Genomic DNA, 26633 nt, shown 5'->3' on the forward strand with positions numbered 1-26633 from the left:
GGTTGGTTGTGAGAAGGCCGGTCTGCGCCCGATGCGAAAACGCGGCAGGGGCATTTGATTTGATGCTCAGGCGATGGTGTCGACGACACCGCCGTCCACGCGCAGCGCTGCACCGGTGGTGGCCGACGCCTGTTCGGAACTGACGTAGATGACCATGTTGGCCACTTCCTGAACACTTGCGGCACGCTGGATGATCGAGGTGCTCCGGTGGGTCTTGACGAAGTCGGCAGCGACCTGCTCGACGGGCGCACCGGTTCTATCGACCTCCCCCTGCAGCATGTCGGCCACGCCCTCCGACAGCGTCGGGCCAGGCAGCACGGCATTGACCGTCACGCCGGTGCCCGCCAGCCGCTTGGCCAGTCCGCGGGATACCGCCAGTTGCGCCGTCTTGCTGAAACCGTAATGCACCATGTCGGCCGGAATGTTGAGCGCCGACTCGGACGAAATGAACACGATGCGGCCCCAGCCCCGCTGAACCATGCCCGGCGCGTAGTGGCGCGACAGGCGTACGCCAGACATGACGTTGGTTTGGAAGAACCGGTCCCAGTCCGCATCGGGCGTTTCGAAGAAGTCCTGCGGACCGAAGATACCCAGGTTGTTGACGAGGATGTCGAAGTCCGGGTGTTGTTTGGCCAACGCACTGCAAGCATCCACTTGCGACAGATCGCCGGCAAACCCGGATGCGCGTGGGTTTTGTCCCAGGCGCTTCAGAGCGCGGCCGACGCTGTCTTCGCTGCGGCCGTTGATGACGACGGTTGCGCCCGCGTCGAGATAGGCCTGTGCCGCCGAGAAGCCGATGCCGCCGGTGGAGCCGGTGACCAGTACCCGCTTGTTGTCGAATCGAATCTGCATGTCTGAGTTCCCTGTAAGTTGCGCTGGGTAAATGCTATTTCTCGACCTTCAAGATGGCAATCTGGCAACATCGCTAAACACTTTTTTAGAAACTCGAAATATGGACCGGCTTGACGCACTGAGGCTGTACATCGCGGTTGCGGAAACCGGCAGCTTCTCGGCAGTCGCACGCCAGCAGGCCATTGCCGTCTCCACCGTGAGCCTCGCGGTCAAGCAACTCGAAGAAGAGTTCCGCACCCGCCTGCTGGCCCGCTCGACGCGGCAACTTGCACTCACGCACGAGGGCATGACGCTTTTGAGCGATGCCCGACGCATCGTGTCCGAGTGGGACGCCAGCATCGGCGGACTGGGGCAAGACAGCGTCCTGTCCGGCCCTATCCGGCTGACGGCCACCAACGACTTCGGCCGCGCGCGCATCCTGCCGCTCGTCGACGAATTCCAGGCCCTGCATCCGCAGTTATCGGTGACTTTGTTGCTCAGCGACAGCAACCTTGACCTCATCGAAGACCACATCGACGTCGCGCTGCGCTACGGGCCGCTGCCCGACTCGTCCAATCGGGCCCGGTTGCTGCTGCCGGGTCGACGACTGGTGTGCGCAGCGCCCTCCTATTGGCAGCGCATGGGTCGTCCAGAGCACCCGAATCAACTTGCAGCACACAACTGCCTCGTACTGGCCCGCCCCGGTGCAACCCTGGCATCCTGGCCGTTTCGGGACGAAACAAGCCTGTTCCACGTGAAGGTTCGCGGCGACCGCCAGACCAGTGACGGCGACGTCCTGAGGCACTGGGCCGTCAAGGGCTTCGGCGTGACGCTGAAGAACTCCTCGGACGTCAGCCGTGAATTGGGCGCCGGAACCTTGGAGGCAGTGCTGCAGGGCTTCAACGCCGGCCCTGTGGACCTTTACGCGTTGCACCACGGTGGCCATCCCAGCCGTCGAGTGACTGCACTGCTGGACTTTCTGGCAGAAGCGTTGCGGACGACGGCCTGACTGCGGCCGTTTCTTGCAAGTGCAACACGAGCTTGGCCAAGTCGCTGCCCAGAATGTCAACGTCCAAGATGAGCCTGCGGTAGCAGCAAGTTGTGAAGGACTGTTGATTTCCACGCAGAACTGACCTACCGGGCGCGGGTGAAAGCCAACGACATGGCCGACCACAGCGCGGGCCGAGACGTGCGATGTCTCAAGCTTGGCGCTTGAAGGTGGCGATAACACTGGCCAGGATGCGTATACCGCTGATGATCTGCTCAGTGGTCAGGCTCGCGTATCCCAAGATTAATCCCGCGCGCCGACGCGTTGCGCTCGGATATGCATGGAGAGGCGGCAGGGATCAAAGCCGGTTGGCCGCGATTCGGCACGAAGCGCGGGGCGTAGCCCGCGAGCCCGCCGGCGGTACGCCGGGACGCAATGTTCTGTAAATGAAAGCTGGTTCGCGTATCACCGATACGGCCATCGCGCAAAGCGGCGCTGCGATGCCTACGGAGAAGTCGTTGGCGATCTTTGCGCGCCCTTCAGCTTGCGATGGATCAGCGACACCAGCGTCAAGATGTCCAACGCATCTTGTTCAGACATGGGCCCATTCGTCTTCGGTGCATGGTCAGCAGTTCGGCCTGGTTGCCGTCTTCCAGAATGCCGTTGATGACTTCGAGCGCGAACGCCGGATCGCTGCGGTTCAGCCCGGCCACCGTCTCGTCGTGGGGTCTTCTCATCGTCACCTCGAAGTCACCACGCACGCATTTTGAACAGCCGCCCCTGTTCACTCTCGTCGTGCAGAGTCACGACAATCTCGTCGGCACTAAATACAGCTTCGTCATCGTGAGGCCGCAAAGGCAGGTCTGAGTCAATCAGTCCGGTACCGGAGCATGAACACCTTGCGTGTCCCGGAGTTCGACGGCCCGTGCCTGAGCTGGTGCCGCATCGACAGCGGACTTGGTGAGCTTGATCTTTGCCATGGTGACTCCTCGGAAAGACCCGGTTCCCAAAGGCCTCATAGGGACACCCACAGGGAAGTCGGGTCAAGTTTCGGAAAGCAACGGCATATGTTGAACTCGCCTAAGTCCTTGATCCACCTGCTGTATCGGGATGTGGAGTAATTCAGCGAAGTCCGGTGCTGGAGTCATCCTGAAATGAAAAAGGAGCCCGAAGGCTCCTCGTCGCGGTGCGGCGCGCGGTGCGCACCCGCGGTGCGCACCGGCTCAGCGCCAGTAGGGATCGGGCGGCGGGCCGTAAGGCCGCCCGTAGGCGTCGCGGTACTCGATGACCGTGGCGGCCGGGGGCGTCATGTAAGCCGGCGGGCCGGGCTGCGTGGACACGACCACGCCGGGCTGCACATAGGTCGTCGTGGTGCTGCCGTACACCGGCGCGCGCTGCGGTGCGCTCGCCAGGGGCTGGACGCTCAGCGGGATCCAGGCGCCCGGATCGTGCTGCGTGCGCGTGGTGTACTGCCGGCCTGCATATTCATACAGCACGTCGTAGCCCACCACGCGGTTTTCATAGTGCGTCTGGTTGGAGCAGCGCGTGACGTTCTGGTACTCGGGGCGGCTGCCCTCGATGTTGTTGCCCAGTATCGCGCCGCCGATCAGGCCCAGGGCGGTGGCGGCGACCCGGCCACCACCATGGCCGATGGCATTGCCGGCGGCACCGCCGGCGACCGCGCCCAGCACGGCGCCGGCCCCCGTGGGGCGGGATTCGGAATAGATCGTCTCGTTGCCGCACACCTGCTGCGGGATGGCGACCTGCTGGGTGACCGGCGTGGCGGAGAGCACCCGGCCCTGTTCCTGCGCCTGGGCGCTCGCGGCTGCGGCGGCCATGGCGGCAACGGCGGTCCAGACAATGATCTTTTTCATGGAGAAGCTCCTTTCGGTCGGCATACAACGCTCCGGCCTGCAGAAAAGTTTAGGCGCCGGCCGTGAAGGCGCCGGAGGGGTAACGTAAAACTCCGTAAAGTTCGGTGTCTTCCTGCCGGAGCGCGTGCCGCTTCACCGCTTGGAGGCGGCGGCGAGCCGTTCGTTCCATCGGGCGTCCTGGAAGCCCACCGTCACCTCGCCGCCGGCGTCGCCTGTCCATTCCACCACCGGCCGCTTGATGGCGCTCGGCTGCGCCTGCAGCAGCGCGGCGGCGCTGGCCGGGTCGTGCACCGCGGCCTGGGCCTGCGGGTCCAGCTTGCGCCAGGTGGTGCCCTGGCGGTTCACCAGCGGCTCCCAACCCAGCGATGCCATCCAGGCGGAGAGGCGCTCCGCCGGAACGCCCTGTTTCTTGAAGTCGTGGAAGCGGTGCTCGACGCCGTGCTCCGCGAGCCACGCGCGGGCCTTCTTGACCGTGTCGCAGTTGGGAATGCCGTAAAGGATGGGGGTGGGGGTACTCATGCGCCCGATCATCCTGCAACGCCGCCTCGGCGACAATCGCGGGCTCTATGCACACCACTTTCGACACCCTGGACGGCTGGCTGGCCCACTGCGAGCGGATTCACCCGAAAACCATCGACATGGGCCTGGAGCGGGTGGGCGAGGTGGCGCGCCGGCTCGGCCTGCGCTTCGCCTGCCCCGTCATCACGGTGGCCGGCACGAATGGCAAGGGTTCCACCTGCGCCATGCTGGAGGCGGTGGCGCTGCAGTCGGGCTACCGCACCGGGGTCTATACCTCCCCGCACCTCGTGAAGTTCGAGGAGCGTTGCCGCATCCGCGGCGAGAGCGTCGGGGCGGACGACCTGGTTGCGCACTTCGCGGCCGTAGAGGTGGCAAGGACGCAGGATGGCGCGGAGGTGTCGCTGTCTTACTTCGAATTCACCACGCTCGCCATCCTGCGCCTCATGAGCCAGGCGGGCCTGGACGTCGCCATCCTGGAAGTGGGGCTGGGCGGCCGGCTCGATGCCACCAACGTCGTGGACACCGATTGCGCGGTCATCACCAGCATCGACATCGACCACACGGAGTTCCTGGGGCCGGACCGCGAATCCATCGGCCGGGAGAAGGCCGGCATCATGCGGCCGGGCCGTCCCGCCATCGTCAGCGACCCCATGGCGCCGCAGAGCGTGCTGGACCACGCACGCGCCCTCGGTGCCGACCTGTGGCAGTTCGGCCAGGATTTCAATTTTTCCGGGGACAAGCAGCAATGGGCCTGGGCCGGCCGGGGCCGGCGCTATGCCGGGCTGGCCTACCCGGCCCTGCGGGGCGCCAATCAGCTCGTCAATGCCTCCGGCGTGCTGGCGGCGCTGGAGGCGCTGCGCGACCGGCTGCCGATCACGGCCCAGGCCGTGCGCACGGGGCTGGCCATGGTGGAGCTGCCGGGGCGCTTCCAGATCGTCCCGGGCCAGCCGACGCTGGTCCTGGACGTGGCCCACAACCCGCATTCGGTGGCGGCACTCACCGCCAACCTCGACGCCATGGGCTTTTTCCCGACCACGCACGCGGTGTTCGGCGCCATGGCCGACAAGGATCTCGCTCCCATGCTGGCCCGCATCGGACCGCTGGTGGACCGCTGGTACTTCACCGATCTGCCGACGCCACGCGCCGAAACCGCCGCCGCGCTGCAGCAGAAGTGGAATGCGCTGCAGATCGTCGCGGGCGGGCGCCGCGAAGTGCGCACCAGCCTGCACCCGGACCCCTGGCAGGCACTGCAGGCGGCCGTCGCCGCTGCGGAGCCGACTGATAGAATCGTGGTCTTTGGCTCCTTCTATACGGTCGGCGGTGTGCTGCACCACGGAACACCCCGCCTGCAGGCCAGGCACCTGGGCTCCTGAGCGTTCCACAGCGCACTCCCCGCACTGCATCCATGGCATTTTTCAAGTTTCGTTGGCCCGGCCGCAAGGAGCAGCCGCCCGAGCAGCCCGCAAAGGCCGCCAAGCGGTCGCGCGCAGGCGCCGCCCAGGCCGCGGAAAGCATCGAGGCGATGCGGCGGCGCGCGCGCCATCGCCTGATCGGCGCGGCCGTCCTCGTGCTGGCCGGCATCGTGGGTTTCCCGATGCTGTTCGATACCCAGCCGCGGCCCATCCCCGTGGACATCCCGATCGACATTCCCGACCGCAACAAGGTGGCACCCCTGGTGGTACCCGAGGCGGCCCAGGCCGCGTCGTCCCCGGCCGCCCCTGGCACGGCCGCGAAGCCGCCGGCGGCCCCTCCGGCCACGGCGGGCCTGTCCGATGGCGAGGAGGTGATCCAGCCGTCGCGCAGCGCCGCTGCGCAGGCGCCCGTTCCAGCACCGGCTCCTGCTGCAGCGCCGCGGCAGGAAACGCACCATGCCGACAGCCGTGCTGCGGCTTCGAAGCCTGAAGCCAAGCCGGCGAAGCCCGCCCACGAGAACAAACCCGAGACCAAACCTGCAGTGGCCGAGGCGCGCCCGGCCGCGCCGGCGCCTGCTGCCACATCCCGCGATGATGCGGCGCGCGCCCGTGCGCTTCTCGAAGGACGCGAGGGGGCTGCGGCCGCGCCCAAGGGGGATGACGGCGCACGCCTGATCGTGCAGGTCGGCGCCTTCGCCGATGGCGACAAGGCCCGCGAGGTACGCCAGTCGCTCGAGCGCGCCGGGCTCAAGACCTATACCCAGGTGGTGGACACCAAGGACGGCAAGCGCACGCGGGTGCGGGTGGGACCGTTTGCCAGCAAGGCCGAGGCGGACAAGGCCGCGGCGCGCATCAAGGGCCTGGGCCTCTCGGCCTCGGTGCTTGCGCTGTAGCCCGCATGGGGCGGCATGGCGGCGCTGGACTGGATCTTCGTGGCGGCGTTGCTGGCCTCCCTGCTGCTGGGGGCCTGGCGCGGGCTGGTGTACGAGGTGCTTTCGCTGGCCGGCTGGGTGGTCGCCTTTTTCGTGGCCCAGTGGTGGGCTGCCGACGCAGCGGCACTGCTGCCGATCTCGGAGTCGGCCGGCTCCATCCGCCATGCGGCGGGGTTCCTGCTGGTCTTCGTGGGCACGGTGTTCGCTTGCGGATTCGTCGCCTGGCTGGCCAAGAAGCTGATCGAGGCGGTGGGCCTGCGGCCGGCGGACCGGACGCTCGGCGCGGCGTTCGGACTGCTGCGCGGCCTGGTGCTGCTGCTGGCTGCCACGCTCGTGGCCCTGTGGACGCCGATCCACGAGGCGGCGTGGTGGAAAGAGTCCTCGACGGTCCCCATATGGACCGGGATGCTGGCGGTGCTGAAACCGGCGTTGCCGGAAACGCTCGGGCGGCACCTGCCCGGGTGACGGTGTTTGTTTCGTGCGCGGCGGCCATCCCTCGACAAGGGCGCCGCGGCGGGTTTTGGGGTATCGCGGGCAAGGCCCGCATCTGGATGGAACGCTAACTATGTGTGGAATCGTCGGTGTGGTCAGCACGGCTCCCGTCAACCAGCTGATCTATGACGCCTTGCTGCTGCTGCAGCACCGGGGGCAGGATGCCGCGGGCATCGTCACGCAGCAGGAACGCAAGTTCTTCATGCACAAGGCCAAGGGCATGGTCCGCGACGTGTTCCGCACCCGCAACATGCGCGCGCTGCCCGGCACGGTGGGCCTGGGGCAGGTGCGCTATCCCACGGCCGGCAACGCGTACAGCGAGGAAGAGGCCCAGCCCTTCTACGTGAACGCCCCGTTCGGCATCGTGCTGGTGCACAACGGCAACCTCACGAACGCGCAGTCGCTGCGTTCCGAGCTGTTCTCCACCGACCACCGCCACACCAACACGGAGAGCGATTCCGAGGTGCTGCTCAACGTGTTCGCGCACGAGCTCGAGCGCGCCACGCGCGGAGTGCCGCTGCAGGTCGAGGACGTCTTCAACGCAGTGGCCGCCGTGCACCGTCGCGTGAAGGGCTCCTATGCCGTCATCGCGCTGATCGCGGGCCACGGCCTGCTGGCGTTCCGCGATCCGCACGGCATCCGCCCGATGTGCCTCGGCCGCAGCTCCGACGGCACCGTGATGGTGGGCAGCGAATCCGTGGCGCTGGAAGGCACCAACCATATGTTCGAGCGCGACGTGCAGCCCGGCGAGGCCGTGTTCATCACGCCCGACGGCACCGTGCATGCCCGCCAGTGCGCGCAGGCGCCGCAGCTCAATCCCTGCATCTTCGAGTTCGTCTATCTCGCCCGTCCCGATTCCGTGCTGGACGGCATTTCCGTGTACCAGGCGCGCCTGAATCTGGGCGAGGCGCTGGCCAAGCGCGTGGTGTCCACGGTGCCGCCCAACGAGATCGACGTGATCATCCCGATCCCCGAATCCAGCCGCCCGAGCGCCACGCAGCTCGCGCACCTGCTCGGCATCCCGTACCGCGAGGGCTTCGTCAAGAACCGCTACGTGGGCCGCACCTTCATCATGCCGGGGCAGGGCGTGCGCAAGAAGTCGGTGCGCCAGAAGCTCAACGTGATCGCCAGCGAATTCAAGGGCCGCAACGTGCTGCTGGTGGACGATTCCATCGTGCGCGGCACGACCTCGCGCGAGATCGTGCAGATGGCCCGTGACGCGGGCGCGCGCAAGGTGTACCTCGCCAGCGCGGCGCCGCCGGTGCGCTACCCCAACGTGTACGGCATCGACATGCCCACCAGCAACGAGCTGGTCGCTCATGGCCGCACGGTGGAGGAGATCCGCCAGGCCATCGGCTGCGATGCGCTGATCTACCAGGACGTGAACGCCATGAAGAAGGCCGTGGGCTCGCTCAACGGCGGCATCGAGGGCTTCGACGCCTCGTGCTTCGACGGCGTGTACGTCACGGGCGACATCACCGCCCAGGACATCGCACGCCTGAACGAAGGCCGTGTCGGCAAGGAGGAGCAGGAAGAGGACACCTCCCGCCTGGCCCTGCCGAACGCCCAGGACGCCTGAGGGAGACGCCATGTCCCATGACCGAACGAACGGCGCCGGAGGACTCCCCGACGGCCTGCATCCCGACACGCTGGCCGTGCGGGAATCCATCCCCCGCAGCCCGTACGGCGAGCACTCCGAAGCGCTCTACCTGAGCAGCAGCTTCGTGCAGCCCGACGCGCAGACCGCGGCGCTGCGCTTCGCGGGCGAGGAGGACGGCTACACCTACACCCGCACCGCCAATCCCACGGTGACGGCTTTCGAGCGGCGGCTGGCCGCCATGGAAGGCACCGAGACCGCCATCGGCACGGCGACCGGCATGTCCGCCATCCTGCTGATGTGCCTGGCGCTGCTGAAGGCGGGCGACCACGTGGTGTGCTCGCAGTCCATGTTCGGCTCCACCATCAAGCTGATCGGCGGCGAGCTCTCGCGCTTCGGCGTCGAGACCACCTTCGTGCCGCAGACGGATGCGGCCGCCTGGAAGGCGGCCCTGCGGCCAGCCACCCGCCTGATGTTCGCCGAGACGCCCACCAATCCGCTCACCGACCTGTGCGACATCGCCGCGCTGTCGGCGATCGCGCGCGAGGCCGGCGTGCTGCTGGCCGTGGACAACTGCTTCGCATCGCCCGCCCTGCAGCAGCCCGCGAAGTGGGGCGCCGACCTCGTCATCCATTCCGGCACCAAGTTCCTCGATGGGCAGGGCCGCGTCATGGCCGGTGCCGTGTGCGGCCCACGCTCGCTCATCGACGACAAGCTCGGGCCCATGATCCGCAGCGCGGGCATGAACCTCTCGCCGTTCAATGCCTGGGTGGTGCTCAAGGGCCTGGAGACGCTCTCGATCCGCGTGCGGGCGCAGGCCGAGAACGCGCTGCGCCTGGCCACCTGGCTGGAGTCGCACCCCGGCGTGGCGCGCGTCCATTACCCGGGCCTCGCCTCGCATCCGCAGCATGCGCTGGCGATGCGCCAGCAGTCCGGCCTGGGCGGAGCGGTGCTCTCCTTCGCCGTGAAGTCGCAGGGCGATGCCGATGCGGCGCGCCGCAGCGCCTTCCATGTCATCGACAGCACGCGCGTGTGCAGCATCACCGCCAACCTCGGCGACGTGAAGACCACCGTCACCCATCCCGCCAGCACCTCGCACGGGCGCCTGACCGAGGCGCAGCGCCAGGCCGCCGGCATCGGCCAGGGGCTGATCCGCGTGGCCGTCGGCCTGGAACACATCGAAGACCTGAAGGCCGACCTCGCGCGCGGCCTGGATACCCTGCAATGAGCCAAAGCCTTTCCCCTGCTTCTTCTTCCTCTTCTTCGAGCGGCGCGCAGCAGCGCGTGCGCACCCGTTTCGCGCCGTCCCCCACGGGCTTCATCCACCTGGGCAACATCCGCTCGGCGCTGTATCCGTGGGCGTTCGCGCGTGCCACGGGCGGCGACTTCATCCTGCGCATCGAGGACACCGACGTGGAGCGCTCGAGCCAGGCCGCCGTCGATGTCATCCTGGAAGGCATGCAGTGGCTGGGCATGGAGCCGGACGAAGGCCCGTTCTACCAGATGCAGCGCATGGCCCGCTACAAGGAAGTGCTGGCGCAGATGCAGGCGCAGGGGCTGGTCTATCCGTGCTACATGAGCGTGGCGGAACTCGACGCGCTGCGCGATCGCCAGATGCAGGCCAGGCAGAAGCCGCGCTACGACGGTACGTGGCGCCCGGAAGAGGGCAAGACCCTGCCGCCGGTGCCCGAGGGCGTGCAGCCGGTGCTGCGCTTCCGCAATCCCGTGGGCGGCTCGGTGGTCTGGGAGGACAAGGTCAAGGGCCGCATCGAGATCCAGAACGACGAGCTCGACGACCTCGTCATCGCGCGCCCCGACGGCACGCCCACGTACAACTTCTGCGTGGTCGTGGACGACATCGACATGGCCATCACCCATGTGATCCGCGGCGACGACCACGTGAACAACACGCCGCGCCAGATCAACATCTTCCGCGCGCTCGGCAAGGAGCCGCCGGTGTATGCCCATCTGCCCACCGTGCTCAACGAGCAGGGCGAGAAGATGAGCAAGCGCAACGGGGCCAAGCCCGTCACGCAGTACCGCGACGAAGGCTACCTGCCCGAGGCGATGGTGAACTATCTCGCGCGCCTGGGCTGGAGCCACGGCGACGACGAGATCTTCTCGCGCGAGCAGTTCCTGGAATGGTTCGACCTCGATCACCTGGGCCGCAGCGCCGCGCAGTTCGACGAAGCCAAGCTGCGCTGGGTGAACGCCCAGCACCTGAAGGCCACGGCCGACGAGCGGCTCGCGCAACTCGTGGCACCGCGCCTCGCGGCCCGCGGCATCGCGCAGGCCGATCTGGAAGATGGACGCCTGCCGCGCATCTGCGCGCTCTTCAAGGACCGCTGCGACACGCTGGTGGCGCTGGCCGACTGGGCACAGGTGTTCTACGGCGATGTGACGCCCAATGAAGAAGAGCGCGCCAGGCACGTGGTCGATGCCGTGAAGCCCGCGATCGCGGCGCTCTCGGATGCGCTCGCGCAGTGCGCCTGGGACAAGGCCAGCATCGCCGCCGCCTTCAAGGAAGTGCTCGCCGCGCAGGGCCTCAAGATGCCCCAGCTGGCGATGCCGGTGCGCGTGCTCACCGTGGGCACGGCGCACACGCCGTCGGTCGATGCCGTGCTCGAACTGCTTGGACGCGAAAAAATTGCAGCGAGATTGCGAACGGCCTGAAAACCTGTCTATAATTCAAGGCTCAGGTGGTGACGAAGATAAGTGATTATCAACGGCATCGCAGTGGGGGTATAGCTCAGCTGGGAGAGCGCTTGCATGGCATGCAAGAGGTCATCGGTTCGATCCCGTTTACCTCCACCACTGAAGTCAGAGAACGGAAGTTCCCAGGTTTTGACCCTATCGTCTAGAGGCCTAGGACATCACCCTTTCACGGTGAGTACCGGGGTTCGAATCCCCGTAGGGTCGCCAAGTTCACGGCACTTGGCCTGCATGAAAATGCAGGCAGAACGCTGTCTGCCAGGAGTGGTAGTTCAGTTGGTTAGAATACCGGCCTGTCACGCCGGGGGTCGCGGGTTCGAGTCCCGTCCACTCCGCCAGTTTTCCAGGTCGACCATGCCGTACCCGGGCTCCTCGAAGCCGCAACGATCGCTCGTTGCGGCTTTTGTTTTTTCGGCCGGTGATGAGCAAGGGAAATGGTTGAGCCGGCAGAGCGGGGCCGGCACAATCGCGCCTTCGCACAGGGCGTCCCGCCTGCCGGGACGTGCTTCCTCCCTTCGCCGCTCCCGCCGCCTTCGCCGGAAGTGTCTCCCCCCCATGGGGCAGATTCCGGCACCACCGCGTGCCTTCGATGCCATCCTTCTCGCCGACCGCTCCTCCGCCATCTGCTTCGTCCGCACCCTCACGCCGGGTCTCCATCGACGCACTGCGGGGCCTGGTGATCGTCTTCATGCTGCTCGACCACGTGCGCGAGACGTTCTTCATGCACCACCAGGTGGCGGATCCGATGGCCGTGGCCGACACACCGCCGGCCCTGTTCTTCAGTCGTCTGCTCGCGCATCTTTGCGCCCCGGTCTTCATCTTCCTCGCAGGGCTTTCCGCATTCCTCTACGGCTCCCGCCAGCCTTGCGGCCGCAGGGCCGCGACGGCATTCCTCGTGCAGCGCGGCGTGTTCCTGGTGGTGCTGGAACTCACCGTGGTCAACTTCGCGTGGACTTTTCAATGGCCTCCGCAGGTGGTCTACCTGCAGGTGATCTGGGCGATCGGCCTCAGCATGCTGGCGCTGGCCGCGCTGCTTTGGTTGCCGCGGGGCCTGCTCCTGGTGGTGGGCCTGCTGCTGGTGGCGGGCCATAACCTGCTGGACGGCTGGCACGTTCCCGCGGGGCATGCACTGCACGTTCCGTGGGCCATCCTCCACGACCGTGGGTGGCTCGTGGTGAACGACAGCCTGCGGCTGCGCACGTCCTACCCGGTGCTGCCCTGGATCGGCGTGATTGCGCTGGGATACGCCGCGGGCCCGTGGTTCACGGCGAATGCGGACGGGGCGCAGCGCCGGCGAAACCTGGCTGCCTGGGCGGTCGCGGCGCTCGTGCTGTTCGTGGCCGTGCGCTGGCTGAATGGCTACGGCGACAGGCCCTGGGCCGCGGGCGCCACATGGCTGGACACCGCGATGGGTTTCTTCAACGTGACGAAATATCCGCCATCGCTGCTGTTCGTGGCGCTGACGCTGGGCATCGGCCTCGCGCTGCTCGCGGCCTTCGACCGCGTGCCCGCGCAGGCACGGTGGATGCGCGTGCTGGTCGCCTTCGGCGCAGCGCCCATGTTCTTCTATGTGCTGCACCTGTTCGTGCTGAAACTGCTCTACCTGGGCGCGGAGGGCCTGTGGGGGCGCAATCAGGGCCGCTATTTCGGCTTCGACGCGATGTGGCAGGTATGGCTCTGCACGGCCGTACTGGCTGCGCTGCTCTACCGTCCGGTACACGCTTTCGGCGCGTTCAAGGCCCGCCGGAAAGATCTGGCCTGGCTGCGGTTCCTGTAGCGCCCGGCCCCGTTCAGCGTTCCGCACAGAGGCATCCGCTGGTGCGCCCGGGCAGGCCCGGCGCGGGGCTTCGATCCTGGCGACAATGCCGGGATGCCTTCTTCGCTTTTCCTGCGCATGGCCCTGGTACTGGGCCTGCTTTCCGCCATCGGCCCTTTCGCGATCGACATGTACCTGCCCGCCCTGCCCGAGATCGGGCACGGCCTGGGCGCGCCGGTGGGTGCAGTGCAGTGGAGCCTGACGGCCTTCTTCCTCTCGCTCGGCGTGGGCCAGTTGCTCTACGGCCCGCTGTCGGACATGGCCGGGCGCAAGCCGCCGCTCTATTTCGGGCTGGTGCTGTTCACCGCGGCGAGCGTCGGCTGCGCGCTGGCGACCAGCATCGAAACCCTGCTCCTGCTGCGCTTCCTGCAGGGACTGGGCGCGGCCGCGGGCATGGTGGTGCCGCGCGCCGTGGTGCGCGACCTGCACACGGGCCACGAGGCCGCGCGATTGATGTCGCTGCTGATGCTGGTGTTCAGCGTGTCGCCGCTGCTGGCGCCGCTGGCGGGCAGCGGCGTCATCGCCCTCGCGGGCTGGCGTGGCGTGTTCTGGGCGGTGGCGATCGCCGCGCTGGCCGGGCTGCTGCTGGTGCGCTATGCACTCGCCGAGACCCGGCCTGCCGCGGAGCGGACGCAAAGCACCCTGGGCAGCGCGCTGCGGGGCTACGGCCTGCTGCTGCGCGACGCGCATTACCTGGGCCTGGTGTTCATCGGCGGGTGCGCGATGGCGGGCTTTTTCGTGTACCTGGCAGGCTCGCCCTTCGTGCTCATCAACCATTACGGGCTCACCCCCACGCAGTACAGCCTGGCGTTCTCGTTCAATGCCGCGGCATTTTTCGCCATGGCGCAGTTCAACGGCATGCTGGCCGCCCGCTTCGGGCTGGTGCCGATCGTGAAGGTGGCGGCCACCGCATCGTCGGCGGTGATGGCGGTGATGCTCGGCTACTACCTGCTGGGCGGCGACCGGCTCGCGGTGCTGATCGGCCTGTATTTCATGGCCAGCGCGCTCATGGGGCTGGTGATCCCCACCACCTCGGTGCTGGCGCTGGAGGAGCACGGCGCGATCGCCGGCACGGCCTCTGCGCTGATGGGCACGCTGCAGATGCTCACGGGTGCCGTGGCGATGGGGCTGGTGGGGCTGTTCGCCGATGGCCGGCCGTTGCCGATGGTCGCGAGCATGGCGGCGGGGGCGTTTCTCGGCACGGCGCTGTGCTGGACCACGCTGGGCCGCGCCCGCGTGGCGCCCGGCCGGAGCCGCCGGGGAGCCCGGGCATGAGCGGCGCGGCACCTGGCACGGCTCCCGGCGCGGGGAAGGACAGCATTGCGGCAGCCGCAGCGTCGCGGCCTGCGGGCGTGGCGGACGGGCTGGAACCGCCGGAGCGCGGCCGGGCGATGCTGGTGATCATCCTCGGCATCGCCGTCGCGGTGCTGGATGGCAGCATCATGAACCTTGCGCTGCCCACCATCGCCCGGGAACTGCAGGCCGGCGCGCCGCAGGCCATCTGGGTGGTGAACGCCTACCAGATCGCCACGCTCGGCATGCTGCTGCCGCTGGCCGCGCTCGGAGAGCGCATCGGCTACCGCCGGGTGTACCTGCTGGGCATGGGCCTGTTCGCCGTCTCGTCGCTCGGCGCCATGCTGGCGTCGTCGCTGGAGGTGCTGATCGCGGCGCGCGCCGTGCAGGGCCTGGGCGCGGCGGGCATCATGAGCGTGAACGCGGCACTGGTGCGGATGATCTATCCGCGCGCCCGGCTGGGGCAGGGGCTGGCGCTCAATTCGCTGGTCGTGGCCGCCTCGTCGGTGGCAGGGCCCTCGGTGGCGGCCGCCATCCTCTCGGTGTCGTCCTGGCCGATGCTGTTCGCGATCAATCTGCCGCTGGGCGTGGCGACGCTCTGGCTCGGCCGGCGCGCGCTGCCTTTCAATCCGCCGCCGGCGCAGGGAGCGAAGGCCGGTGCGCGGTTTTCCGTGCTCGACGTCGGGCTCAACATGCTGATGTTCGCGCTCGTGTTCATCGGCGGCGACCAGCTGGGCGTGCACGGCGGGTCGGGCGGCCTGCCGGCAGGGGCGGCACTGATGCTGGTGGCGGGCCTCGCTGTGGGGGCGGTGTACCTGCGCAGGCAGGTGCGGGCGGAGCGCCGCGGCGAAACGCCGCTCTTCCCGGTGGATCTGCTGCGCATTCCCGTGTTCGCGCTGTCCATGGGCGCATCGGTGGCGGCTTTCTGCGCGCAGATGCTGGCGTTCCTCGCGCTGCCGTTCCTGCTGCTGGAGGCGCATGGCCGCTCCCATGCGGAAGCCGGTCTGCTGATCACTCCGTGGCCGCTGGCGATCGTCGCCGTCGCGCCGCTCGCGGGGCGCCTGATCGGGCGCGTGGCGGACGGCCTGCTGGGCGGCATCGGCATGGCCATGCTGGCGCTGGGCCTGGTGGCGCTGGCGCTGCTGCCTCAGGATGCGGGTGCTTTCGGCGTGGTGTGGCGCATGGCGCTGTGCGGCGTGGGCTTCGCGCTGTTCCAGTCGCCCAACAACCACACCATCGTCACGTCGGCGCCGCTGCACCGCTCGGGGGCGGCGGGTGGCATGCTGAGCACGGCCCGGCTCACGGGCCAGACGCTGGGCGCCGTGCTGCTCGCCGTGATCTTCGCGGTCCAGGGCACGCACGGCGGCCATGCCGAGGCCGTGGCGTTCTGGCTCGCCGCGGGCAGCGCGGCGGTGGCGGGCGTGTGCAGCGTGCTGCGGCTGGGGCCGGCAAGGGCTGCCGGGGCGGGCTCGGGGCACTGACATCGCGCTGGCGCAACGGTCGGCGCGGGCGCTTGCTGCCGCCGTTGCCGCCCACCTTGTGGTCAGGCGTTGGAGCCGTCGTCGGATTCCGGTTCTGCGTCTGCGTTCGGTGCCGGGGGGCCACCTGTCGCGGCACTGGCGGGCGGGCGATGGCCCTGCAGCGCTGCCACCTCGCCCGCCAGGGTGCGAATGGTGATCGGCGCGCAGCCTTCCGCGTGGTTGCTGATCGCGACGAATGCGTTCTGTCCCTTGCCGGTGATGCCCGCCAGCGTGCGCGCCAGCAGCGCATGCACCTCCGGCGCGGGATGGACGATGCGGTCGAACGGGCTGTAGAGCGTTTCTGCCTCTTCGTAGCCGTAGGCTCCGTGCACGGGGTTGAGGTTCCAGCGGCATACCAGCGGGCCTGGCCAGAGCCTGCGCAGCAACCGCAGTTGCTCTTCGAGCGGCGGCATCTTGGCATGCAGCCCCAGGCAATAGGTGGCACCGGCCGACAGCAGGGCTTCGGCGAACAGCGGCTCGTATTCCGGCGACAACCACTCCGGATCGCGCACCTCCACGGCCATCACGCCGTCCGGCGCGGTGGGCGCGAGCGGCGGCATCGCGCGCAGCAGGGCGCCCAGGCGGGCGATGGTGCCTTCGAGGCGGTGGAGCTGCGGGATGGGCAGGGGGCTCAGCTGGAAGACCAGGGCCCCGATCTTGGCCCCCAGGCCTTCGAGCGCAGGCGCCACGAATTCCTGCAGCGCCAGCGCTGCGTCGAGAAACGCCGGGTTCGGCGCGCGTCCCCGGCCGTCTTCGGCACGCACCAGCGCATCGGTGACGAGGCTCGGCGCCTTCACGATGAAGCGGAAGTCGTCGGGCACCTGCGAGGCGTAGCCCGCGTACTGGCTCACGGTGAGGGGCTTGTAGAACCCCCGGTCGATGCTCACGGTGCGCATCAGCGGATGCCGCGCATAGGCGGCCAGGCCCTGGCGCGCCAGCGTGGATTCGGAGTGCTCGCCTTCCCAGACCAGGCCTTTCCAGCCGGGGTAGCTCCAGGAGGATCCGCCGAGCCGCAGGTGGGGGGGCAGGGCGGCGGCCAGGGCCAGCAGGTCGGGGTCGGGCTCGATGGGGTGGACGCCGCCGGCCGTCCTGGGCGGGCGGCGGGGACTGGCGGGTGCTTCCTCTGTTGCTGCGGACGGGGCCGCTGCCGGCGCAGGTGCCGGCGGGGGAGGAAGCTCGTCGTCGCCGAAGAGGGACTCTTGCATGGGTGGAGTCTGCCGGAAGCACCGGCGGTTCGAAACGGGGATCGGTGGCTATAGGGACGGCGCGGCTGCATCGCGGTCCGCCATGGCGGGACCGCTGGCGCCGATGGTGCCATCCTTCACGGAGTCGATGACGAAGCGGTCGCGCGACCAGCGATAGGTGATGGTTCTGCGGATCTGCGGCGCGCCGCCTTCAGCGCCCTCTCCGTACCGGACGAACCAGCGGGTGAGCCGTCCGCGCCGCACTTCGAGCCGCGGGGTGCGGCGCTGGCCTTCGTAGAGATCACCGCCCTGGTAGCCCGTGTCGTCGATCGGCAGCGAGGCCAGCCTGCCGTCGGGCAGCCTGCGGAACACCTCGGTGATGTCCGCACCGCCGGTGCCCATCGCGCAGGTGGTGGCCTCCACGACGGCCTGCTCGTCGCCTTGTCCGAGCAGGTCCGCATAGCGCACCGCGATGTGCCGTATCGGATCCCGGTCGCAGAACTCTTCGATGAGCTGCACCCCCAGCCCGTCGCGCGCGAGCAGGTAGGTGCTGAAGTCCACCTTGCGGATCGCGTCCGCATGCGGGAGGGAATGGCCACGGGCCCGTGCGGATGCCAGCGGCTGGGCATATGCCATGGTGGCGGTAAGGAGCAGGACAGCCGTTGCTGCGGCATGCCGTCTGCACGGTTGTACGGGGCGGGGCGCAGTGCAGGTTTTGCTTGGCGGCAGAGTGGGCAGGGGCATGCAGGCAGCGGCGATGGAGACGCGCCTATTTTCCTGGCAGGTCCGATGGGGGAATCTTTGAAGTTGTCAGGAAGTGTGGAGGTGCCGACGGCACCGGGGCCGCGCGCCGGGTGTCCGCGGCCGCTATGGCACACTCGCCCGCTTCGAGTTTTCATCGTTCGTTCGCAAGGGATATGCAGCAGATCATCCGGCAACTGGCCACGGAAATCAGGGTGGGGGAACAGCAGGTCCGTGCGGCCGTGGATCTGCTGGACGGCGGGGCCACGGTGCCCTTCATCGCGCGCTACCGCAAGGAGGCCACCGGCGGCCTCGACGACGTGCAGCTGCGCGAACTGGAGGCGCGGCTCGGCTACCTGCGCGAGCTGGAGGACCGCCGCGCCGCGGTGCTCAAGGCCATCGACGAGCAGGGCAAGCTGACCGACGCATTGCGGGCCGCCATCGCCGCTGCGCCCACCAAGCAGGAGCTGGAGGACATCTACCTGCCCTACAAGCAGAAGCGCCGTACCAAGGGGCAGATCGCGAAGGAGTTCGGCATCGAGCCGCTGGCCGACCGGCTGTTCGCGGATCCGACCCTCGACCCGGCCGTGGAGGCACAGGCCTTCCTGCGCCCGCCCGAGGTGCTGGACGACGGCAAGCCGGGCGCCGATTTCTCCACCGTGGGCGCGGTGCTGGACGGTGTGCGCGACATTCTTTCCGAGCGCTGGGCCGAGGACGCCGCGCTGGTGCAGTCCATGCGCGAATGGCTCTGGACCGAGGGCCTGCTGCGCAGCAAGAAGGTGGAGTCGAAGAACGAGGCCGACCCCGAGGTGGCGAAGTTCCGCGACTATTTCGATTACGACGAACCCATCGGCCGCGTGCCGTCGCACCGCGCGCTGGCCGTGTTCCGCGGGCGCGCGCTGGAGATCCTGGAGGCCAGGCTCGTGCTGCCCGTGGAGCCCGAGCCCGGCAAGCCCAGCATCGCCGAGGGCCGCATTGCGCTGCACCTGGGATGGAGCCATGCGGGCCGGCCGGCCGACGACCTGATCCGCAAGTGCGTGGCCTGGACGTGGCGCGTGAAGCTCAGCCTGTCCACGGAGCGTGACCTGTTCTCGCGCCTGCGCGAGGAGGCCGAGAAGGTGGCGATCAAGGTTTTTTCGGACAACCTGCGCGACCTGCTGCTGGCCGCGCCCGCGGGCCCGCGTGCGGTGATGGGCCTGGACCCCGGCATCCGCACCGGCGTGAAGGTGGCGGTGGTGGATGCCACCGGCAAGCTGGTGGAGACGGCCACGGTCTATCCGCACGAGCCGCGGCGCGACTGGGAAGGCTCGCTGCACACGCTGGCGCGCCTCGTGCAGAAGCATGGTGTGCAACTGGTGGCCATCGGCAACGGCACCGCGAGCCGCGAGACCGACAAGCTGGCGGCCGACCTGCTCAAGCGGGTGGCCAAGGCCGAGCTCAGTTTCGAGAAGGTGGTGGTGAGCGAGGCGGGTGCTTCGGTCTATTCCGCCAGCGAGTACGCCAGCCAGGAGATGCCGGACGTAGACGTGAGCCTGCGCGGCGCGGCGAGCATCGCCCGCCGGCTGCAGGACCCTCTGGCCGAGCTCGTGAAGATCGACCCCAAGAGCATCGGCGTGGGCCAGTACCAGCACGATGTGAACCAGAGCGAACTGGCGCGCACGCTGGACGCGGTCGTCGAGGATTGCGTGAACTCCGTGGGTGTGGACCTGAATACCGCGAGTGCGCCGCTGCTCTCGCGCGTATCGGGCCTGTCGGGCAGCGTGGCCAAGGCCGTGGTGCGCTGGCGCGAGGCCAACGGCGCCTTCCGCAGCCGCCGGCAGCTCATGGACGTTTCGGGCCTGGGCGCGAAGACGTTCGAGCAGTCTGCCGGGTTCCTGCGCATCCGCGGGGGCGACAACCCGCTGGACATGACGGGCGTCCACCCGGAAACCTACCCGGTGGTGGAGCGCATCCTCGCGCACACGGCCAAGCCGGTGAACGAGGTCATGGGCCGCGCCGACATGCTCAAGCAACTCAAGCCCGAACTGTTCGCCAACGAGAAGTTCGGCGTGATCACGGTCCGGGACATCCTTGCCGAACTCGAAAAACCCGGCCGCGACCCGCGCCCGGACTTCAAGGTGGCACGCTTCAACGACGGCGTGGAGGACATCGCCGACCTGAAGGAAGGCATGGTGCTCGAAGGCACCGTGAGCAACGTCGCCCAGTTCGGCGCTTTCGTGGACCTGGGCGTGCACCAGGACGGCCTGGTCCACGTGAGCCAGCTCAGCCACAAGTTCGTGCAGGACGCGCGCGAGATCGTGAAGACCGGCGACATCGTGAAGGTGAAGGTGCTCGAGGTGGACCCGGTGCGCAAGCGCATCAGCCTGACCATGAAACTCGATGCCGCGCCTGCGCGCCGGGACCAGGATGGCCGGGGCCCGCGCGAGAACCGCTTCGAGGGTGCGGGCCGCGGCTATGCCCAGCCCGCGCGCCGCGCCGCGGAGCCGGCGCCGCAGTCGGCCATGGCGTCCGCCTTCGCGAAACTGAAGGGTCACAAACGGTAAGAGACGTTTTCAGGCGTGGATAATGGGGCGACCGCCCCGCCTGCCCACGCCATGGAACTCAACGCCCTGCTGGAAATCCCCGTGGCGCTGCCGAGCCATCCGCGCGCGGTGGCGCTGCTGATGGCCGAGCTGTCGCATGCCGAGCCGAGCCTGCGGCGGCTGACGCAGATCTTCGGCACCGATCCCGCACTTGCCGCACGCCTGCTGGAACTGGCCAACGGGCCGGAGTTCGGCATGTCGCGCGCGGTCTGCGGCGTACCGGAGGCGCTCGCCCTGGTGGGCATGCCGCAGGTGCGCGCGCTGGTGGGTTCCGCGCCGCTGGGCACCACTTCCCGGTCGGTGCCGGGCGTGAACCTGCAGCAGTTCTGGCGCTACAGCCTTCACACGGCCAAGATGGCGCGATCGCTCGCGGGCGTGGTGCGCCACAACCCCATGGCGGGCTACACGGCCGGCCTGTTGCACGGGCTGGGCGAATTGCTCATCCACCTGGGCCATCCCGAGCGGCTGGCTTCGGTGGATTCCGTGGTCGGAACCTTCGATCCACGCCGCGCGGTCCTGGAGCATCGCCTGCTGGGCTATGGCTTCGGCGCCGTGAGCGCGGCGATGGCGCGGCGCTGGCAACTGCCGCAGGTGGTGGTCGATGCCCTGCAGTACCAGCACGCACCCTTCGAGAACAGCGTCTACGAGCCGCTGGCCGGCGTGCTGCACCTGGCCGCCTGGCGCGCCTGGGCCCGCGAAGCCGCATGGGGGGACAAGGAACTGGCCGTGTCCTTCCCGGCGGAAGTCGGCCTGCCGCTGGGCCTGGACATCGACATGGTGCTGCAGCAGGACCCGATCGACTGGACGGCACCCGTGGATGCGGGCGCGTACCTGGTGTGACGGTACCCCGGTCCGCTTCCGGGCGCGCACTGCGCATCCATGCCGGTCCGGCGGCGCTCCGGCACATCGAACGGGAGGGGCTGTCGCCCGCGGACGTGGCGGTGGTCCCTGCCGCCGCGGGGGGCCCCAAGGGCCTGGTGCTGGGACCGATGGACCGCTTCCTTTTCGGCGACTGGCTGGCGCATGGCACGCAGCCCGTCCACCTGGTCGGCGCGTCGATCGGCGCCTGGCGCATGGCCACGGCCTGCCTCGGGCGGCCCGTGGAGGCGTTCGAGCGGCTGGAGCAGGCCTATATCCAGCAGGCCTACGACCTTCCGCAGGGCCGCAAGCGGCCCGATCCGGCGCATGTGAGCGAGCGGTTCGGCCAGAACCTGCAGGCCTTCTACGGCGGGCGCGTGGACGAGGTGCTGTCCCATCCGCGCTACCGCCTGCACATCGTCACGTCGCGCGGACGGCACCTGCTCGCGCGCGAGAATCGCGTTGCCACGCCGGTGGGCTATCTGGGCGCTTTCGCGGCGAATGCCGTGCACCGCCGCGCGCTCGGCCTGTGGCTGGAACGGGTGGTGTTCTCGCCGCCGCTCGGGGAGTCGGCCCCGGCCCCGCTGCCGTTCGAGGTGCGCGACTATCCCACGCGCCAGGTGGCACTCGATGGCGGCAACTTCCTGCCGGCCCTGCAGGCGAGCTGTTCGATCCCGTTCGTTCTGCAGGCCGTCCACGACATTCCCGGCGCGCCGCGCGGTGCATACTGGGACGGGGGCATCACCGACTACCACCTGCACCTGCACTACGGAGGGCACGGGCCACGCCGGGGCGGCCAGGGAGGACTGGTGCTGTACCCGCACTTCCGGCAGCAGGTAGTGCCAGGATGGCTCGACAAGGGGTTGCGCTGGCGGCACCGCGCCACGCGGGCCCTCGACGCCATGGTGCTCCTCTCGCCCGATCCGGCCTGGGTGCGGGAGACCCTGCCCGATGGCAAGCTGCCCGACCGCCAGGATTTCCTGCGCTACGGGACCGACACGGCCGCCCGGGCGCGCGCCTGGGGCGCGGCGGTGGCGGCCAGCCGGCAACTGGCCAACGAGTTCGCACAATGGCTCGACCGGGGCTGTCCCGCGGATGCCGTGGAGCCGCTGTAGGCCCGTTCCCCCGGACCGCTTCGGCTACATCGACGCTTCCAGCATGTCCCGGTAGTCGTCCGCGCTGGCCTCGCGCGGATTGGTTTTGTGGCAGTGGTCGGCCATGGCGCCGCGGATCACGCCGTCCCAGACCTCGCGCCCGACGCCCATGGCGGCGAGGCCCGCCGGCAGGCCCAGGCGAGCGCTCATGTCGCGGATCGCGTCGGGAATGTCGTCAGCGCTGGCCAGGCCCATGGCCTGGGCCATGCGCTCCAGCCGGCGATCGCGGCGCACGGCCTCATCCTGTGCGTTGAAGCGCACCACCGCGGGCAGGAACACGGCATTCAGCGTGCCGTGGTGCAGGCGCGGGTTGATCCCGCCCAGGCTGTGGCTGAGCGAGTGCACGCAGCCCAGCCCCTTCTGGAAGGCCATGGCGCCCTGCATGCTCGCGCTCATCATGTTCAGCCGCGCGTCGCGGTCCTGTCCGTCGCTGGTGGCGCGTTCGATGTGGGCCCAGCCGCGGGCCAGGCCGTCGAGCGCGATGCCGTCGGCCGGCGGGTTGAAGGCGGAAGACATGAAGGTTTCCATGCAGTGCGCGATCGCGTCCATGCCTGTGGCGGCCGTCAGGTGAGGGGGCAGGCCCAGGGTCAGGGCCGGGTCGCAGATGGCGGCCTTGGGCACCAGGTGCCAGGAGTGGAAGCCCAGCTTGCGGTGGTCGTCCACGATGAGGATGGCGCCGCGCGCCACCTCGCTGCCGGTGCCGGCGGTGGTGGGCACGGCGATCAGCGGCGCCACCCGTTCCGTGATGCGGGGCGAGCCGCCCTCGATGGTGGCGTAGTGCGTGAGCGGCCCGTCGTGCGTGGCGGCGATGGCGATGCCCTTGGCACAGTCGATGGCCGAGCCGCCGCCGACGGCGATCAGGCCGTCGCAGCCATGGGCACGGTAGATCTCCACGGCCGCGCGCACGGCGGCTTCGGTGGGATTGGCGGGCGTCTGATCGAACACCGCCACCGGCAGGCCGGCGAGCGCGTCCAGCGCGGGCTGCAGCACGCCGGCGGCCTTGACGCCGGGATCGGTGACCACGAGCGGGCGCGTGATGCCGGCGCGCGCGCATTCCTGGGCGAGCAGCCGCACTGCGCCGAATTCGATCTGGATCTGGGTGATGTAGTGGATGAGGGCCATGGTGGTGATGGGGGTTGCCAGGATGCGCGTCCTGGCGCATTGGTGGTCTGATCACGCCAATCTACAACCCGGGAGCTTTCCATGGCCCTGCAGCAAACCCTCATCGCGGCGCTGGCCGCCGTCGCCTGCGTTACAGGAGCGCGGGCCGCGTGCCTGGACGACGCGCAGGTGGCCGATCTCGCAGCGCACTACATGGCCCGCACGCCCGCGGCCAATCCGCCGCCGATGGATGCCGCAGATGCCGCATGCACGCGCGCGAGGTTCGATGCGCTGCTGGAGCAGCGCATGGGCAAGCCCGTCGGCTACAAGGCCGGTCTCACCAACCCGGCGGTGCAGCAGCGCTTTCGCACGGACCAGCCCGTCTGGGGCCGCCTCTACCCCGGCATGGTGTTGCCCTCCGGCAGCACCGTGGATGCCGCTTTCGGTGCACGGCCACTCTATGAGGCCGACATGCTGGTCCGCGTGAAGAGCGCGGCGGTCAACCACGCGCGCACGCCGCTGGAGGTGCTGGACGCCATCGACCAGGTGATTCCCTTCATCGAACTGCCCGACCTGCTCGTGCAGGTCCCGCCCCAGCTCGACGGTGCGGGTGTGGCGGCGATCAACGTGGGCGCGCGCCTGGGTGTGGCTGGTACGCCAATTCCCGTGCCGGCACTGCGGGCCGAGCGCTACGCGATGCTCGACGCCCTGGCCGCGATGACGGTCACGCTCACCGATGGCGCGGGCGCCAGGCTCGGCGGCGGCCGCGGCAGCGACATCCTGGGACATCCGCTGCAGGCCGTGGTGTGGCTGGCCGGTGCGCTGCAGAAGGAAGACGCCGCGCTGCAGCCGGGGGATCTCGTCAGCCTGGGCTCGTTCTCCGCGTTGCTGTCGCCACGGCCGGGCCTCGCGGTGACGGCCACGTTTGCCGGACTGCCAGGTGCTGCGCCCGTGGACGTTCGTTTCAAATAAAGAACGAGGGGCCGCGGCTGCGTCCTGCGCCCCGTCGCGCATGGCACTGCAGGCGGCGCCGGTTTCGGGGATGATCGGCGGATGCGCCACTGCGCGCGTGTCCCCGTCCGCTCCGATCCTTGATTCCCGTGACCGCTCCACCATTGCCGCCGCCTTCGACTCCCCCGCTTCAACCGCACCGTCTCACGCCGCAGATGCGCAGCGTGATCGACCGCATGCACCGCGCGCGCCGTCCGCCGCTGGAAACCCTGTCCGTGGAAGAGGCCCGTGCCGCCTACGAACTGGGCGCGGGCGTACTCGAGATTCCCAAGCCCGCGCTGCAGCGCGTGGAGCCGTTGCGCATTCCGGCGCGCGACGGCCACGCGCTGGCGGCACGCCTGTACGCACCGCACGCGGAGGGTGGCGCATTGCCGGTGCTGCTCTACCTGCATGGTGGCGGCTTCACCGTGGGCAGCATCGACACGCACGACACGCTGTGCCGCGAACTCGCGCGCCGTGCCGGCTGCATGGTCGTGTCGCTGGGCTACCGGCTCGCGCCGGAACACCGCTTCCCCACGGCGGTGGAAGATACCTGGGATGCCCTGGCCTGGCTGGCCGCCGGGGGCCGCAACATCGGCGCCGACCCCTTGCGCATGGCGGTGGGTGGCGACAGCGCGGGCGGCACGCTGGCCGCCGTGGCAGCCCTGCAGGCGCGCGATGCCGGCCTGCCGCTGGCGCTGCAACTGCTGATCTACCCGGGCTGCGCAGCCCACCCGGACACGCCCTCGCATGCGCTCTATGCGCACGGATTCGTGCTGGAAGAGGCGGCCATCACCTGGTTCTTCAGCCACTATGTGACCCACTCGCAGCGCGACGACTGGCGCTTCGCTCCGCTGCGTGCACCCGACGTGGACGGTGTGGCACCCGCATGGGTCGGCCTGGCCGAATGCGATCCGCTCGTGGACGAGGGCATCGCCTACGCCGACAGGCTGCGGGCCGCAGGCGTCGCCGTGGACCTGGATATCTACCGCGGCGTCACCCACGAATTCATCAAGATGGGGCGCGCCATCCCTGAGGCGCGCACCGCCCACGGCCATGCCGCTGCCGCCCTGCGCGCGGCCTTCGGCCTGCCCGAACCCCTGGACGAGGAGACCCCCGATGCGACGCGCTGATTTCCGCTGCACCGAACGCCTGCGCGTGCGCTGGGCCGAAGTGGACATGCAGAAGATCGTTTTCAACGGCCACTACCTGATGTACATCGACACCGCCATGTCCGCCTACTGGCGGGCCCTGGCCATGCCCTACGAAGAGGGCATGCGCGCGCTCGGCGGCGAGCTGTACGTGAAGAAGGCCACGCTGGAATACCACGGCTCGGCGCGGCTGGACGACACCCTCGACGTAGGCCTGCGTTGCGCGCGCATCGGCACCAGTTCGCTGCGCTTCGAGGCCGGCATCTTCGCGGGCGACCGCCTGCTGATATCGGGCGAACTGGTCTATGTGTTCGCCGACCCGGCCACGCAGACCTCCCGGCCCGTGCCCGCCGCGCTGCGCGCGCTCATCGAGGCCCATGAGGCCGGCCATGAGGTGGTGGAACTGCGCACGGGCGACTGGGCCACGCTGGGTGCCGATGCGCTGCGGCTGCGCATGGCCGTGTTCGTCGAGGAGCAGGGCATCGATCCCGCGCTGGAGGCCGATGCGCTCGATGCGGACGCGCTGCATGTCGTCGCCTACAACCGCATCGGCCTGCCCATCGCCACCGGCCGGCTGCTGCAGCCGGCGCCGGGCGAGGCACGCATCGGCCGCATGGCGGTGGACCGCGCGGTGCGTGGGCAGCGGTGGGGCAGGGCGGTGCTGGACGCGCTGGTGGAAGCCGCCCGGGCGCGGGGCGACCGGCGGGTCACGCTGCATGCGCAATGCACGGCCGAGAACTTCTACCGCCGTGCAGGCTTCGAGGTGGAAGGCGAGCGCTACGAGGAGGCGGGCCTTCCCCATGTGGATATGGCCATCCCCTTGAGGACCGGTGACATCCCTTTGAGCGGCTGACGCCGCTTCCCCCTTCTCTCGCGCTGGCGCGCG

The 26633-nt window shown here is 69.1% G+C and carries 23 protein-coding genes, 3 tRNA genes and 1 pseudogene; 19 read left to right on the forward strand and 8 right to left on the reverse strand.

The annotated features are described in order from the left end of the window. Positions 1 to 66: 66 nt before the first annotated feature. A complete protein-coding gene (locus tag BLR05_RS10430) occupies positions 67 to 852 on the reverse strand; it encodes an SDR family NAD(P)-dependent oxidoreductase (RefSeq protein ID WP_092834368.1) in 786 nt (261 codons plus the stop codon). Between the two features lie 31 nt (positions 853 to 883). Here BLR05_RS10430 and BLR05_RS10435 point away from each other — a divergent pair, with 31 nt between their 5' ends. Next, positions 884 to 1840: a LysR family transcriptional regulator gene (locus BLR05_RS10435; RefSeq protein WP_225979252.1), complete on the forward strand. Its 957-nt coding sequence runs from the start codon at positions 884 to 886 to the stop codon at positions 1838 to 1840. A gap of 548 nt (positions 1841 to 2388) precedes the next feature. Here the strand turns inward: BLR05_RS10435 and BLR05_RS26535 are convergent. From BLR05_RS26535 to BLR05_RS10450, 4 genes and pseudogenes are all read right to left on the reverse strand, one after another. Next, entirely contained in the window at positions 2389 to 2556 is a 168-nt protein-coding gene (locus BLR05_RS26535) for a hypothetical protein (protein WP_167361234.1), read from the reverse strand. Positions 2557 to 2721: 165 nt separating this feature from the next. After that, a pseudogene (locus BLR05_RS26760) lies at positions 2722 to 2799 on the reverse strand (Arm DNA-binding domain-containing protein); the annotation flags it as partial. A gap of 243 nt (positions 2800 to 3042) precedes the next feature. Further along, the gene (locus BLR05_RS10445) at positions 3043 to 3693 is read right to left on the reverse strand and encodes a glycine zipper 2TM domain-containing protein (RefSeq protein WP_092834466.1); all 651 of its coding nucleotides are present in this window, start codon (positions 3691 to 3693) and stop codon (positions 3043 to 3045) included. A 132-nt stretch (positions 3694 to 3825) separates the two neighbouring features. Further along, on the reverse strand, positions 3826 to 4224 hold the full coding sequence (locus BLR05_RS10450) for an ArsC family reductase (protein ID WP_092834374.1): 399 nt from the start codon (positions 4222 to 4224) through the stop codon (positions 3826 to 3828). A 35-nt stretch (positions 4225 to 4259) separates the two neighbouring features. Between BLR05_RS10450 and folC the strand changes: the two genes are divergently transcribed. From folC to BLR05_RS10510, 12 genes are all read left to right on the forward strand, one after another. Next, positions 4260 to 5585: a bifunctional tetrahydrofolate synthase/dihydrofolate synthase gene (folC, locus tag BLR05_RS10455; RefSeq protein WP_092834376.1), complete on the forward strand. Its 1326-nt coding sequence runs from the start codon at positions 4260 to 4262 to the stop codon at positions 5583 to 5585. Positions 5586 to 5617: 32 nt separating this feature from the next. Next, positions 5618 to 6517 carry an SPOR domain-containing protein gene (locus tag BLR05_RS10460; RefSeq protein WP_092834378.1) on the forward strand — a complete coding sequence of 300 codons (900 nt, stop codon included), beginning with the start codon at positions 5618 to 5620 and terminating at the stop codon, positions 6515 to 6517. A gap of 15 nt (positions 6518 to 6532) precedes the next feature. Beyond that, positions 6533 to 7021, forward strand: coding sequence for a CvpA family protein (locus BLR05_RS10465; RefSeq protein WP_092834380.1), 489 nt, complete (start codon positions 6533 to 6535; stop codon positions 7019 to 7021). Positions 7022 to 7121: 100 nt separating this feature from the next. Beyond that, the gene (gene purF, locus BLR05_RS10470) at positions 7122 to 8627 is read left to right on the forward strand and encodes an amidophosphoribosyltransferase (RefSeq protein ID WP_092834382.1); all 1506 of its coding nucleotides are present in this window, start codon (positions 7122 to 7124) and stop codon (positions 8625 to 8627) included. A 10-nt stretch (positions 8628 to 8637) separates the two neighbouring features. Further along, positions 8638 to 9873, forward strand: a complete 1236-nt coding sequence (locus BLR05_RS10475; RefSeq protein ID WP_092834384.1) for an O-succinylhomoserine sulfhydrylase — start codon at positions 8638 to 8640, stop codon at positions 9871 to 9873. Continuing rightward, the gene (gltX, locus tag BLR05_RS10480; protein WP_092834386.1) at positions 9870 to 11318 is read left to right on the forward strand and encodes a glutamate--tRNA ligase; all 1449 of its coding nucleotides are present in this window, start codon (positions 9870 to 9872) and stop codon (positions 11316 to 11318) included. The genes BLR05_RS10475 and gltX overlap by 4 nt, the downstream gene beginning before the upstream one ends. A 65-nt stretch (positions 11319 to 11383) precedes the next feature. Beyond that, a tRNA-Ala gene (locus tag BLR05_RS10485) sits at positions 11384 to 11459 on the forward strand. A gap of 32 nt (positions 11460 to 11491) precedes the next feature. Then, positions 11492 to 11567 (forward strand) — tRNA-Glu (locus BLR05_RS10490). 51 nt (positions 11568 to 11618) lie between these two features. Beyond that, positions 11619 to 11695, forward strand: a tRNA-Asp gene (locus BLR05_RS10495). 251 nt (positions 11696 to 11946) lie between these two features. Beyond that, a complete protein-coding gene (locus tag BLR05_RS10500) occupies positions 11947 to 13134 on the forward strand; it encodes an acetyltransferase domain-containing protein (protein WP_192883896.1) in 1188 nt (395 codons plus the stop codon). A 93-nt stretch (positions 13135 to 13227) separates the two neighbouring features. Further along, positions 13228 to 14448: a multidrug effflux MFS transporter gene (locus tag BLR05_RS10505; RefSeq protein WP_092834390.1), complete on the forward strand. Its 1221-nt coding sequence runs from the start codon at positions 13228 to 13230 to the stop codon at positions 14446 to 14448. Next, on the forward strand, positions 14445 to 15947 hold the full coding sequence (locus tag BLR05_RS10510) for an MFS transporter (RefSeq protein ID WP_092834467.1): 1503 nt from the start codon (positions 14445 to 14447) through the stop codon (positions 15945 to 15947). The genes BLR05_RS10505 and BLR05_RS10510 overlap by 4 nt, the downstream gene beginning before the upstream one ends. A 62-nt stretch (positions 15948 to 16009) precedes the next feature. Here BLR05_RS10510 and BLR05_RS10515 read toward each other — a convergent pair whose 3' ends face one another. Together BLR05_RS10515 and BLR05_RS10520 are read right to left on the reverse strand one after the other, a co-directional pair. Beyond that, the gene (locus BLR05_RS10515) at positions 16010 to 17191 is read right to left on the reverse strand and encodes a DUF72 domain-containing protein (RefSeq protein ID WP_092834392.1); all 1182 of its coding nucleotides are present in this window, start codon (positions 17189 to 17191) and stop codon (positions 16010 to 16012) included. A gap of 48 nt (positions 17192 to 17239) precedes the next feature. Then, the gene (locus BLR05_RS10520) at positions 17240 to 17806 is read right to left on the reverse strand and encodes a hypothetical protein (protein WP_092834394.1); all 567 of its coding nucleotides are present in this window, start codon (positions 17804 to 17806) and stop codon (positions 17240 to 17242) included. Positions 17807 to 18087: 281 nt separating this feature from the next. On the opposite strand from BLR05_RS10520, the gene BLR05_RS10525 reads away from it, so the two are divergent. The 3 genes from BLR05_RS10525 to BLR05_RS10535 are packed head-to-tail and all read left to right on the forward strand — an operon-like array spanning position 18088 to position 22466. Next, entirely contained in the window at positions 18088 to 20454 is a 2367-nt protein-coding gene (locus tag BLR05_RS10525) for a Tex family protein (RefSeq protein WP_092834396.1), read from the forward strand. A gap of 51 nt (positions 20455 to 20505) precedes the next feature. Then, complete coding sequence (locus BLR05_RS10530; RefSeq protein WP_092834398.1) at positions 20506 to 21333, forward strand: HDOD domain-containing protein; 828 nt, start codon at positions 20506 to 20508, stop codon at positions 21331 to 21333. Further along, the gene (locus BLR05_RS10535; protein ID WP_092834400.1) at positions 21330 to 22466 is read left to right on the forward strand and encodes a patatin-like phospholipase family protein; all 1137 of its coding nucleotides are present in this window, start codon (positions 21330 to 21332) and stop codon (positions 22464 to 22466) included. Before BLR05_RS10530 ends, BLR05_RS10535 begins: the two co-directional genes overlap by 4 nt. A gap of 24 nt (positions 22467 to 22490) precedes the next feature. Here the strand turns inward: BLR05_RS10535 and gbd are convergent, their stop codons facing one another. Then, on the reverse strand, positions 22491 to 23627 hold the full coding sequence (gene gbd / locus BLR05_RS10540) for a 4-hydroxybutyrate dehydrogenase (RefSeq protein ID WP_092834402.1): 1137 nt from the start codon (positions 23625 to 23627) through the stop codon (positions 22491 to 22493). Between the two features lie 81 nt (positions 23628 to 23708). Here gbd and BLR05_RS10545 point away from each other — a divergent pair, with 81 nt between their 5' ends. From BLR05_RS10545 to BLR05_RS10555, 3 genes are all read left to right on the forward strand, one after another. Beyond that, positions 23709 to 24578, forward strand: a complete 870-nt coding sequence (locus BLR05_RS10545; protein ID WP_092834404.1) for a 2-keto-4-pentenoate hydratase — start codon at positions 23709 to 23711, stop codon at positions 24576 to 24578. A gap of 194 nt (positions 24579 to 24772) precedes the next feature. Then, positions 24773 to 25729, forward strand: coding sequence for an alpha/beta hydrolase (locus tag BLR05_RS10550; protein WP_092834406.1), 957 nt, complete (start codon positions 24773 to 24775; stop codon positions 25727 to 25729). After that, positions 25716 to 26600: a YbgC/FadM family acyl-CoA thioesterase gene (locus tag BLR05_RS10555; protein ID WP_092834408.1), complete on the forward strand. Its 885-nt coding sequence runs from the start codon at positions 25716 to 25718 to the stop codon at positions 26598 to 26600. The genes BLR05_RS10550 and BLR05_RS10555 overlap by 14 nt, the downstream gene beginning before the upstream one ends. Positions 26601 to 26633: the final 33 nt, after the last annotated feature.

This window comes from Paracidovorax cattleyae (assembly GCF_900104515.1).
GTDB classification, from domain to species: Bacteria; Pseudomonadota; Gammaproteobacteria; order Burkholderiales; family Burkholderiaceae_C; genus Paracidovorax; species Paracidovorax cattleyae.

Bases quoted from the DNA above. Each gene is read 5' to 3' on its own strand.
- BLR05_RS10500 (WP_192883896.1), top strand. From the start codon at position 11,947: ATGCCATCCTTCTCGCCGACCGCTCCTCCGCCATCTGCTTCGTCCGCA.
- BLR05_RS10510 (WP_092834467.1), top strand. From the start codon at position 14,445: ATGAGCGGCGCGGCACCTGGCACGGCTCCCGGCGCGGGGAAGGACAGC.
- BLR05_RS10430 (WP_092834368.1), bottom strand. From the start codon at position 852: ATGCAGATTCGATTCGACAACAAGCGGGTACTGGTCACCGGCTCCACC.
- gltX (WP_092834386.1), top strand. From the start codon at position 9,870: ATGAGCCAAAGCCTTTCCCCTGCTTCTTCTTCCTCTTCTTCGAGCGGC.
- BLR05_RS10530 (WP_092834398.1), top strand. From the start codon at position 20,506: ATGGAACTCAACGCCCTGCTGGAAATCCCCGTGGCGCTGCCGAGCCAT.
- BLR05_RS26535 (WP_167361234.1), bottom strand. From the start codon at position 2,556: ATGAGAAGACCCCACGACGAGACGGTGGCCGGGCTGAACCGCAGCGAT.
- BLR05_RS10445 (WP_092834466.1), bottom strand. From the start codon at position 3,693: ATGAAAAAGATCATTGTCTGGACCGCCGTTGCCGCCATGGCCGCCGCA.
- BLR05_RS10450 (WP_092834374.1), bottom strand. From the start codon at position 4,224: ATGATCGGGCGCATGAGTACCCCCACCCCCATCCTTTACGGCATTCCC.
- BLR05_RS10465 (WP_092834380.1), top strand. From the start codon at position 6,533: ATGGCGGCGCTGGACTGGATCTTCGTGGCGGCGTTGCTGGCCTCCCTG.
- folC (WP_092834376.1), top strand. From the start codon at position 4,260: ATGCACACCACTTTCGACACCCTGGACGGCTGGCTGGCCCACTGCGAG.
- BLR05_RS10435 (WP_225979252.1), top strand. From the start codon at position 884: ATGCTATTTCTCGACCTTCAAGATGGCAATCTGGCAACATCGCTAAAC.
- gbd (WP_092834402.1), bottom strand. From the start codon at position 23,627: ATGGCCCTCATCCACTACATCACCCAGATCCAGATCGAATTCGGCGCA.
- purF (WP_092834382.1), top strand. From the start codon at position 7,122: ATGTGTGGAATCGTCGGTGTGGTCAGCACGGCTCCCGTCAACCAGCTG.
- BLR05_RS10555 (WP_092834408.1), top strand. From the start codon at position 25,716: ATGCGACGCGCTGATTTCCGCTGCACCGAACGCCTGCGCGTGCGCTGG.
- BLR05_RS10515 (WP_092834392.1), bottom strand. From the start codon at position 17,191: ATGCAAGAGTCCCTCTTCGGCGACGACGAGCTTCCTCCCCCGCCGGCA.
- BLR05_RS10525 (WP_092834396.1), top strand. From the start codon at position 18,088: ATGCAGCAGATCATCCGGCAACTGGCCACGGAAATCAGGGTGGGGGAA.
- BLR05_RS10545 (WP_092834404.1), top strand. From the start codon at position 23,709: ATGGCCCTGCAGCAAACCCTCATCGCGGCGCTGGCCGCCGTCGCCTGC.
- BLR05_RS10475 (WP_092834384.1), top strand. From the start codon at position 8,638: ATGTCCCATGACCGAACGAACGGCGCCGGAGGACTCCCCGACGGCCTG.
- BLR05_RS10505 (WP_092834390.1), top strand. From the start codon at position 13,228: ATGCCTTCTTCGCTTTTCCTGCGCATGGCCCTGGTACTGGGCCTGCTT.
- BLR05_RS10460 (WP_092834378.1), top strand. From the start codon at position 5,618: ATGGCATTTTTCAAGTTTCGTTGGCCCGGCCGCAAGGAGCAGCCGCCC.
- BLR05_RS10550 (WP_092834406.1), top strand. From the start codon at position 24,773: ATGCGCAGCGTGATCGACCGCATGCACCGCGCGCGCCGTCCGCCGCTG.
- BLR05_RS10520 (WP_092834394.1), bottom strand. From the start codon at position 17,806: ATGGCATATGCCCAGCCGCTGGCATCCGCACGGGCCCGTGGCCATTCC.